Source organism: Mycobacterium simiae, assembly GCF_008370645.1.
Lineage (GTDB): Bacteria > Actinomycetota > Actinomycetes > Mycobacteriales > Mycobacteriaceae > Mycobacterium > Mycobacterium simiae_A.
Window position 1 is genome coordinate 1 of record NZ_VTZN01000180.1, and the last position, 9,322, is coordinate 9,322.

Here is a 9,322-nt window from a genome sequence, read left to right on the forward strand (position 1 = left end):
CCGCCCACCCCGGCGGGTCCAACACTGAACTAGCCCGCAACCTGCCGCGGGTGCTGTTGCCGCTGGCTAATGTCCTGGGGCCGGCGCTTTTCCAGAGTGCAGAGATGGGTGCGTTGCCGACGCTGCGGGCCGCAACGGATCCGTCGGTGATAGGCGGGCAATACTACGGCCCCGATGGTTTCGCCGAGCAGCGCGGACACCCCACGCTGGTGCGGTCCAGCGCGCAGTCGCATGACGAGAACCTGCAGCATCGCCTCTGGTCGGTGTCTGAGGAACTTACCGGGGTCGGCTTCCCGGTGTAGCGGGTCGATAATGGCGCGGTGCGCTCAGTAGATGAACACCAGCGTGTGGTAGCGGAGTTGATCCAGGCACGTCCTGCGGTCGCGGTGGCGCTGGCCGAGTCCCAGGGCCTGGTGTTGGCCGCCGATGTGGCGGCTCCGCTGTCGTTGCCGGTGTTCGACAACTCGGCGATGGATGGGTATGCAGTGCGGGCGCAGGACGTTGCGGGCGCGAAGCCGCAGCGCCCGGTGGTGTTGCCGGTGACCGCCGACATTGCGGCCGGACGCACCGACGAACTGGCACTGGAACCGGGCACCGCGCACCGGATCATGACCGGGGCGCCGCTGCCGGCGGGCGCGACGGCCGTCGTGCCGGTGGAAGCCACTGACGGGGGCGATCGGTCGGTGGCGATCCGGCAGGAAGCCGTGCCGGGTAAACACATTCGGCGTGCCGGTGAAGACGTCGCTGCGGGCACCATTGTGTTGCGTGCGGGCAAACTCGTGACGCCGGCGGCGTTGGGTTTGGTCGCGGCGCTGGGATTGGTTGAGTTGAGCGTAATTCCGCGGCAGCGGGTATTGGTGGTGTCCACCGGCTCCGAGCTGGTGTCGCCGGGCAGCCCGCTACGGGCGGGGCAAATCTATGAATCCAACTCCGTGATGCTAGCCGCGGCGGTGCGCGAGGCGGGCGCGGTCGTGGTGGGCACCGAGACCGCCGCAGACGACGTTGCGCGGTTGACCGCGATCCTGGATCGATCTGCCGGTGCGGCTGACCTGATTATTACCAGCGGCGGGGTGAGCGCCGGCGCCTACGAGGTCGTCAAAGACGCTTTTGGCCGCGGCGGTGAGCACGGTGTGGAATTCGTCAAAGTGGCAATGCAGCCCGGCATGCCCCAAGGCGTTGGGCGAGTGGCCGGCACGCCAATCATCACGCTGCCGGGAAATCCGGTTAGCGCGCTGGTGTCTTTTGAGGTGTTTATCCGTCCGGCGCTGCGCATGGCGATGGGCATGGCGGATCCCTGGCGGCCCCTTCGGGCGGCAGTGCTTGCCGAGTCGCTGACCTCGCCGCGCGGCAAGCGGCAGTTCCGGCGCGCGATTCTCGATCGCGAAGCAGGCACGGTGGTCAGTTATGGCCCGCCGGCATCACACCATTTGCGCTGGCTGGCCACGGCCAACGCGCTGCTGGACATCCCCGAGGACGTGGTAGATCTGGCCGCAGGGACCCGGCTGCAGGTGTGGGACCTGACCTGACGAGGCAGTCGAGGGCATTCCCGAGATAGGGACTCCTCGAGTGTGTAAACATAATTGACATCCACGCTTATCGCCGAAGCGCGATATGGTTGTCTATTCGATTGACACAAGCTATAACGTTTGAATAACGATCGTTATTTGTCGGGCCTTTAGACGCATGGCGGCCATACTGTCGCCTCAACTTTTCTGATACCCGCAACGAAAGTCGAACCGCCATGTCCTATGTAATCGCGATTCCGGAGTATCTGGCGGCCGCGGCAGCCGATGTAGCGGGCGTCGGTTCCACGATCAGCGCGGCCAGCTCCGCGGCGGTCGCTCAGACCACCCAGGTGGTAGCCGCGGCCGCCGATGAGGTGTCGTCCCAGATCGCGGCGCTATTCGGGGCCCACGGCGCCGCCTACCAGCAGGCGATCACCCACGCCACGGCGTTTCACGAGCAGTTCGTGCAGGCACTCAAGACGAGTGCGGGCGCCTACGCGGGCACCGACGCGGCCGCGGCCGCCGCCGCAGCAGCCGACCAGAATCTGCTGAACCTGATCAACGCGCCCACCCAGGCGCTGCTCGGGCGCCCACTGATCGGCAACGGCGCCAACGGAGCCCCAGGAACCGGGGCCAACGGCGGCGACGCCGGCATCTTGATCGGCAACGGCGGCGCCGGCGGATCCGGCACCATCGGCGCAACCGGCGGGACCGGCGGCCGCGGCGGGGCCGCCGGTCTGCTCATGGGCGCCGCCGGCGCCGGTGGGGCCATCGGCGGCAAAGGTGCCCCCATGAGTGCCGACGGGCTCTTGGACGGGCAGGACGGGATCAACGGGTGAGGATACCGCCAGCGAGCGACGCAGCCTCTCCACACCGATAGGCATGCGCTCACCGGCAGCCGCACCGCTCCGTAAGATGACCGCGTGGCACGACGCCCCCGCCCCGAAGGTCCGCAACACCTCCTCGAGTTGGTGCGATCCACTATTCCGCCGGTCCACCCCGCGGGGCTGCCCTTCATCGGCGCCGGGCTCGCCACCGCAGCCCTCGGACGCAACCACCGCTGGCTACGCAGCGCAGGGCTGCTGGCCGCCGGCGCTAGCGCGGCGTTCTTCCGGCACCCGCCCCGGGTGCCACCCATCCGGCCGGGCGCCGTCGTCGCGCCCGCCGACGGCGTCATCTGCGTCATCGACTCCGCCGCCCCGCCCGCCGAGCTGAGCATGAGCGACACCCCGCTACCGCGGGTCAGCATCTTCTTGTCGATCTTCGACGCCCACGTGCAGCGGGCCCCGGTGAGCGGCCAGGTGATTGCCGTGCAACACCGCCCCGGCCGCTTCGGGTCCGCCGACCTGCCGACGGCCAGCGACGACAATGAGCGCACCAGCGTGCGGATCCGCACCCCCGGCGGAGCCGAAGTCGTCGCCGTGCAGATCGCCGGGCTGGTGGCACGCCGCATCGTGTGCGACGCCCATGTCGGGGACACCCTGTCGATCGGCGACACCTACGGCCTGATCCGGTTCGGCTCCCGGCTCGACACCTACCTGCCGCCGGGCGCGCAGCCGAGCGTCCGAGTCGGCCAGCGCGCGATCGCCGGCGAGACCGTCCTGGCCGAGCTGCCATGACCACCAAACCTCGAAGCCGGCGCGCGGTGAACCTGCAGATCCTGCCCAGCGCGATGACCGTGCTGTCCATCTGCGCCGGGCTCACCTCAATCAAATTTGCCCTCGAAAACCGGCCCATCCCCGCAATGGCGCTGATCGCCGCGGCCGCCATCCTCGACGGACTCGACGGCCGAGTGGCCCGCATCCTGGATGCCCAATCACGGATGGGCGCCGAAATCGACTCCCTGGCCGACGCGGTGAACTTCGGCGTCACACCCGCGCTAGTGCTCTACGTGTCGATGTTGTCCAGGTGGCAAGTTGGGTGGGTTGTGGTGCTGCTCTACGCGGTGTGCGTCGTACTGCGGCTGGCGCGGTATAACGCGCTGCAAGACGACGGAACCCAGCCCGCCTACGCACACGAGTTCTTCGTGGGAATGCCCGCGCCGGCAGGCGCGATGTCGATGATCGGGCTGCTGGCCCTCAAGATGCAGTTCGGCGAAGGCTGGTGGACCTCGGTGTGGTTCTTGACCTTCTGGGTCACCGGCACATCAATCCTCATGGTCAGCGGGATCCCGATGAAGAAGATGCACGCAGTATCGGTGCCGCCGAAATACGCGGCCGCGCTGCTGGCGGTATTGGCGATTTTCGCGGCGGCCGCGGTGCTGGCGCCCTACCTGTTGATTTGGGCGATCATTATCGCCTACGTCTGCCATATCCCCTTCGCGGTGCGCAGCAAACGCTGGCTGTCCCAACACCCCGAGGTATGGGACGACAAGCCCAGGCAGCGCCGTGCCGCCCGGCGCGCGATCCGCCGAGCACAGCCGCACCGCCGGTCGATGGCGCGGCTGGGGCTGCGCAAGCCGGGCGGGCGGCCGTGACTCGACCCGGCCAGCTCACCCTCACTGCCCGGCTGAACACCTCCGCAGTCGACTCACGCCGCGGCGTCGTTCGGCTACATCCGAGCGCCATTGCCGCGCTGGGCATTCGGGAGTGGGACGCGGTATCGCTGACCGGGTCACGCACGACGGCGGCGGTGGCGGGCATGGCCAGCCAGCAGATCCCGGTCGGCGCCATATTGCTGGACGACGTGACGCTGTCCAACGCCGGGCTGCGCGAGGGCACCGCGGTGCTCGTCAGCGCGGTCACCGTCTACGGCGCGAGAACGGTGACGCTGAGCGGCTCAACACTGGCCACCCAATCAATCATGCCGCTCACCCTGCGCCAGGCCCTGCTCGGCAAGGTGCTGACGGTCGGCGACGCCGTGTCGCTGCTGCCGCGCGACCTGGGACCGGGCACCTCGACGTCGCCGGCAACCCGCGCGCTGGCATCCTCGGTCGGGATCAGCTGGACCTCAGAGCTGTTGACCGTCACCGGCGTCGACCCCGACGGACCGGTCAGCGTGCAACCGAACACCCTGGTTACCTGGGGTGCCGGCGTGCCGTACCGGGCGTCGACGGCCGCGGAAAAGGCGAGCATCGCCACCCCGGAAATACAGGTCGAAGAGCTCAAGGGCACCCAACCGCAAGCCGCCAAGCTCACCGAATGGCTCAAGCTCGCCCTCGACGAACCGCACCTGCTCAAGTCGTTGGGAGCCGGCGCCAACTTGGGCGTGCTGGTGTCGGGCCCGGCCGGCGTGGGCAAGGTAACGCTGGTGCGCGCGGTGGCCGCCGGGCGTCGGCTGGTGGAGCTGGACGGGCCGGAGGTCGGAGCGCTGGCCGCCGAAGACCGACTCAAAGCCGTCGCGTCCGCAGTTACCGCAGTGCGTGACGGCGGCGGGGTGCTGCTGATCACCGACGTCGACGCGTTACTGCCGGCAACCGCGGAGCCGGTGGCCGCGCTGATTCTGGCCGAGTTACGCGCGGCGGTGGCCACCGACGGTGTGGCGTTGATCGCCACCACCGCGCGCCCCGATCAGATCGATGCCCGGCTGCGCGCACCCGAGCTGTGCGACCGAGAACTCGGTCTGCCGCTGCCCGACGCCGCCACCCGCAAGGCGTTGTTGGAGGCGCTGCTGAAACCGGTCCCCAGCGGCAACCTTGATCTCGACGAAATCGCCAGCCGCACACCGGGATTCGTCGTTGCCGACCTGGCCGCGCTGCTGCGCGAGGCGGCATTGCGCGCGGCGTCGCGGGCCAGCGCCGACGGCCAGCCGCCGACGCTGAACCAGGACGACCTGCTCGGCGCGCTGACCGTCATCCGGCCGCTGTCCCGCTCGGCCAGCGCAGAGGTGAGCGTCGGAAGCGTCACGCTGCACGACGTCGGCGACATGGTCGAGGCCAAGCAGGCGCTCACCGAATCGGTGTTGTGGCCATTGCAGCACCCCGACACCTTCGCCCGGTTAGGCGTCGACCCGCCCCGCGGGGTATTGCTGTACGGCCCGCCGGGCTGCGGAAAAACCTTCGTGGTTCGTGCGCTGGCCAGCACCGGGCAGCTGAGCGTGCACGCGGTCAAAGGCTCCGAGCTGATGGACAAGTGGGTGGGTTCGTCGGAAAAGGCGGTGCGTGACCTGTTCAGACGAGCACGCGACTCCGCGCCGTCGCTGGTATTTCTTGACGAGGTGGACGCGCTGGCGCCCCGCCGCGGCCAAAGCCTCGATTCCGGCGTCAGCGATCGGGTGGTGGCCGCGCTGCTGACCGAGCTCGACGGCATCGACCCACTGCGCGACGTCGTCGTGCTGGGCGCCACCAACCGGCCCGACCTGATCGACCCAGCACTGCTGCGCCCGGGCCGGCTGGAACGGCTGGTGTTCGTCGAACCGCCCGACGCGGCGGCCCGCCGCGAAATCCTGCGCACCGCCGGCAAATCGGTCCCGCTGAGCGCCGACGTCGACCTCGACGAGGTGGCCGCCGGACTCGAAGGGTACAGCGCCGCCGACTGCGTGGCCCTGCTGCGCGAGGCCGCGCTGACCGCGATGCGCCGCTCCATCGATGCCGCCGACGTCACCGCCGCGGACCTGGCCGCCGCCCGCGACAAGGTGCGGCCCTCGTTGGATCCGCTTCAGGTGGAGGCGTTGCGCGCGTTCGCCAACGCTGTGTGACGTAGTGGTTGCACGACATCGAGATCGACGCCAGCGCGGAAAACTGCGAGAAGGTGTGACGGTCACGTGAATCTCGGCGCAACCAACTTACCCAGTAACTTCCAGAAGCGATCTGATGGTATTTGCGACAACATCTGCCTCGAAGAACACGAGCAGAGTGTACAGCGCAGTGTTGGCGGCGATCGGTAAGCCGACCGCGTTGATCAGCCCGGCGGGGTCGCCGTCCGCGAATTGCTTGATCCCGCCCAGAAATAGGTTGATGTCGTCGGAAGGAACCGTGGTGACGGCGGCATTGGCGATATTCGCCGTGGGAAGCAGAGCCGAGTAAGCGATGGTGGAGCCCTTGGTGACCGCGTTGGTGATGGCAGTATTCGCCGTCTGCAGGGCCGTAATAATGTTGTCGATCGAAGATCCCGGAGTCGGGATCGCGCCCCAGGTCGGCAGCTCCGGCACCCCCGAGTGGGACGGGAACGACGGGAATCCCGATACCTGGGCCATGATGTCGCTCGTGAACGCGCTGATGCCCTCTTGGGTACCCGCAGCCAGGAGACCGGATAGGGCAGTGGTCGCGCTGAGCGGCGGAAACAACCCGAACGGTGTGGGCACGTTCGGCGCGCTCGTCGAATAGCCAAAGTTGGGGTCGCCGTAGCCCCAATTGACCAGATATCTCTAGGCTCGACCAGGCTCGCCAGCGGTGTCCCGATCACCGGCACTGCCCGTAGCGGTCCCAATATGGGCAAATGCTCGGTCGGAATGATGAAGTATTCGGCGGAAGTGGGGCCTTCGGTATTCGTCAGCGGGATAGCCGAGGCGAGCTGTTCGGGCGTCAGCGTCGGATAGCCGCCGTGCAGAGTTTGTAGGCCGACAAACGCGTTGACGACTGACAAGATATTTATCGGGTATCGCGGAAAGTCGGCAAACCCGTCATAGTCGATCGTGTAAATTTTGGTCGGGAATGAATTATCTGGGGTCGCGCCGTAGAAAATCAGGCCTTCACTCGGAAAAGTCAGCCCGGGGAATCGTGCGAAAAGCCCGCCGTTGGGGTTCATCGGATTCCCCAGTAGTGAGAAGTTCAAGTTATTGAAAAACGGGCTCCCCATCGCTCCGGAGTTGGTCGGGGACGGTGTTTCCCGGTATGTTGAGCAGCCCGGCATAGGGCAGGGTGATGCCGACCAGCTCGTTATGCAGGATCTCGACGCCCCGGGCCACTGACGCGTCCAGCGTGAGGTCCTTAATGGCATTAAGCGCCTGCCCTTCCGGCGTGAACAACGCTTCCACGGAGCCGAGAGGGAAGAACGGGGCGATGTGCCGTCGCCTGCCGCACGACTGCCTGATACTCCCCGCCCCAGGCGCCGAACGCGTTCGCGATCGCGACCGACACCTCGTCCGCTGCGGCCGCGAGCACGCCGCATGTCGGGTCGCTGGCCGCAGCGCTGGCCGCAGCAATCGCGGAACGAATCTGCGCCACGTTTGCGGCCGCGTCCAGGATTACCGGTGGGTGTGTCGTCACGCCAAGCATCGGCTGATTCTTTCTCCCGGCCAAGCCCTAGAGCCGTACCAATGTCAGTGCAAGCACAAAGTGTCGCCCGTTTTGGGATATCACCGATGGGCTCTGAGTTAGGCGTTTCGAGCAAGAGCTGCACCCCCGCCGCTACCCTGCTCAGTGTTTGCCCAGCCCCGATCTGGGTATCGCTGGCCGATGTGCGACGATCTGCCCAGGCGCGCGTGGGCAGCGGTCATTATCGGCGCCGTCGCGGTTCTCGACCACCTTTGCCGCGGGTGCGGTCCGCAGACCGCGTGGGTGTCGGGCCAGGTCCACCCTGCGAGACCCTGACATCGGAATGCCGTGATCGCGATCTTGCTCGCCCACGCCCTGGCCAGCGCTTTGGCTCCGGTGCTGGTGCGCCGGTGGGGTCGTCGCGCGTTTTACCCATTGGCTGTGGTGCCGCTGCTCAGCCTGGTGTGGGTCACCTTGAACTGGCCGGCCAGTGCCGGCGACCTGACCCAGGACATCGGTTGGGTGCGCGGCCTGTCGATGGACATCGCATTGCGATTCGATCCGCTGGCCGCGATCATGGCGGCGCTGGTGCTGGGCATCGGTGCGCTGGTGCTCGGCTACAGCGCCGAATACTTCGGCCACCATGACGGTCACACCGAGAACCGGCTGCCCAGCTTCGCCGCCGAGCTGGTCGGGTTCTCCGGAGCCATGTTCGGTCTGGTGGTCGCCGACAACATGCTGGTGCTCTACGTGTTCTGGGAGCTGACCACGGTGTTGTCGTTTCTGCTGATCGGTCATTACGCCGAGCGCACCACCAGCCGGCGCGCCGCCACCCAGGCGCTGCTCGTCACCACCGCCGGCGGACTGGCCATGCTGGCGGGGATCATCATGGTAGGCCACGCCGCCGGCAGCTATGCGCTATCAGATGTGGTGACCGCCCCGCCGTCAGGAACCGCGGTCAACGTCGGGGTCATGCTCATCCTGGTCGGGGCGCTGAGCAAGTCGGCCATCATCCCACTGCACTTCTGGCTGCCGGGCGCGATGGCGGCGCCAACGCCGGTAAGCGCCTATCTGCATGCGGCGGCCATGGTCAAAGCGGGCGTGTATCTGATCGCACGCCTAGCGCCGGGTTTCGCCGACTCGCCGGGTTGGCGGCCGACCACGGTGCTGCTGGGTCTGCTCACCATGCTGGTGGCCGGGTGGCGCGCGATCCGGGAATACGACCTGAAGCTGCTGCTGGCCTACGGCACGGTCAGCTACCTCGGATTGATCACGCTGTTGCTCGGCGCGGGCGGCCGCAATCTGCTGTTAGCCGGGCTGACCGTGCTCTGCGCGCACGCCATCTTCAAGGCGGCGCTGTTTATGGTGGTCGGGATCATTGACCACGCCACCGGGACCCGGGATATCCGCCGGTTAGCCGGGCTGGGGCGACGCTGCCCCGCTTTGCTGGTGATCGCCGTCGCTAGCACCGCGAGCATGGCGGCGCTGCCGCCGTTCCTGGGTTTCGTGGCAAAAGAGGCTGCGTTCGGCACGCTGGCGAACAGCCAGTCGCTCGGCGCAGCCGCTCCCTGGGTGCTAGCTGGGGCAGTGGCCGGATCAATTTTCACAGTGATCTACAGCCTGCGGTTCGTGTGGGGCGCCTTCGGCGGGAAGGGACTGCGCGAACCTAGCCGACTGGTCGCCG

8 protein-coding genes and 3 pseudogenes are annotated in these 9,322 nt (G+C 67.4%); 7 read left to right on the forward strand and 4 right to left on the reverse strand.

Annotation, left to right across the window (positions count from 1 at the left end):
* The 6 genes and pseudogenes from F0Q45_RS21550 to F0Q45_RS21575 all read left to right on the forward strand — a co-directional run.
* A pseudogene (locus F0Q45_RS21550) lies at positions 1 to 302 on the forward strand (short-chain dehydrogenase); the annotation flags it as partial.
* Between the two features lie 18 nt (positions 303 to 320).
* Positions 321 to 1,526 carry a molybdopterin molybdotransferase MoeA gene (gene moeA / locus F0Q45_RS21555; protein WP_149655870.1) on the forward strand — a complete coding sequence of 402 codons (1,206 nt, stop codon included), beginning with the start codon at positions 321 to 323 and terminating at the stop codon, positions 1,524 to 1,526.
* A 215-nt stretch (positions 1,527 to 1,741) separates the two neighbouring features.
* Positions 1,742 to 2,341: pseudogene (locus F0Q45_RS29990) on the forward strand (PE family protein); the annotation flags it as partial.
* A gap of 87 nt (positions 2,342 to 2,428) precedes the next feature.
* The gene (locus F0Q45_RS21565) at positions 2,429 to 3,124 is read left to right on the forward strand and encodes a phosphatidylserine decarboxylase (protein WP_149655872.1); all 696 of its coding nucleotides are present in this window, start codon (positions 2,429 to 2,431) and stop codon (positions 3,122 to 3,124) included.
* Positions 3,121 to 3,981 carry a CDP-diacylglycerol--serine O-phosphatidyltransferase gene (gene pssA / locus F0Q45_RS21570; protein WP_149655873.1) on the forward strand — a complete coding sequence of 287 codons (861 nt, stop codon included), beginning with the start codon at positions 3,121 to 3,123 and terminating at the stop codon, positions 3,979 to 3,981. The genes F0Q45_RS21565 and pssA overlap by 4 nt, the downstream gene beginning before the upstream one ends.
* A complete protein-coding gene (locus F0Q45_RS21575) occupies positions 3,978 to 6,140 on the forward strand; it encodes an AAA family ATPase (protein WP_149655874.1) in 2,163 nt (720 codons plus the stop codon). Before pssA ends, F0Q45_RS21575 begins: the two co-directional genes overlap by 4 nt.
* Before the next feature lie 87 nt (positions 6,141 to 6,227).
* Here the strand turns inward: F0Q45_RS21575 and F0Q45_RS29560 are convergent, their stop codons facing one another.
* The 4 genes and pseudogenes from F0Q45_RS29560 to F0Q45_RS29575 form a co-directional block, all read right to left on the reverse strand.
* On the reverse strand, positions 6,228 to 6,746 hold the full coding sequence (locus F0Q45_RS29560) for a hypothetical protein (protein WP_262491108.1): 519 nt from the start codon (positions 6,744 to 6,746) through the stop codon (positions 6,228 to 6,230).
* Positions 6,747 to 6,871: 125 nt separating this feature from the next.
* Positions 6,872 to 7,294: pseudogene (locus tag F0Q45_RS29565) on the reverse strand (PE-PPE domain-containing protein); the annotation flags it as partial.
* Positions 7,218 to 7,418, reverse strand: coding sequence for a hypothetical protein (locus tag F0Q45_RS29570; protein WP_188113082.1), 201 nt, complete (start codon positions 7,416 to 7,418; stop codon positions 7,218 to 7,220). The pseudogene F0Q45_RS29565 and the gene F0Q45_RS29570, both read right to left, overlap by 77 nt.
* Positions 7,381 to 7,659, reverse strand: a complete 279-nt coding sequence (locus F0Q45_RS29575; protein ID WP_188113081.1) for a PE family protein — start codon at positions 7,657 to 7,659, stop codon at positions 7,381 to 7,383. Before F0Q45_RS29575 ends, F0Q45_RS29570 begins: the two co-directional genes overlap by 38 nt.
* Before the next feature lie 327 nt (positions 7,660 to 7,986).
* On the opposite strand from F0Q45_RS29575, the gene F0Q45_RS21585 reads away from it, so the two are divergent.
* Positions 7,987 to 9,322 (forward strand): proton-conducting transporter transmembrane domain-containing protein (locus F0Q45_RS21585; RefSeq protein ID WP_262491107.1); only part of this gene is annotated, 1,336 nt, incomplete at its 3' end.

Coding starts and splice junctions, on each gene's coding strand:
- pssA (WP_149655873.1), top strand. CDS start 3,121: ATGACCACCAAACCTCGAAGCCGGCGCGCGGTGAACCTGCAGATCCTG.
- F0Q45_RS29575 (WP_188113081.1), bottom strand. CDS start 7,659: ATGCTTGGCGTGACGACACACCCACCGGTAATCCTGGACGCGGCCGCA.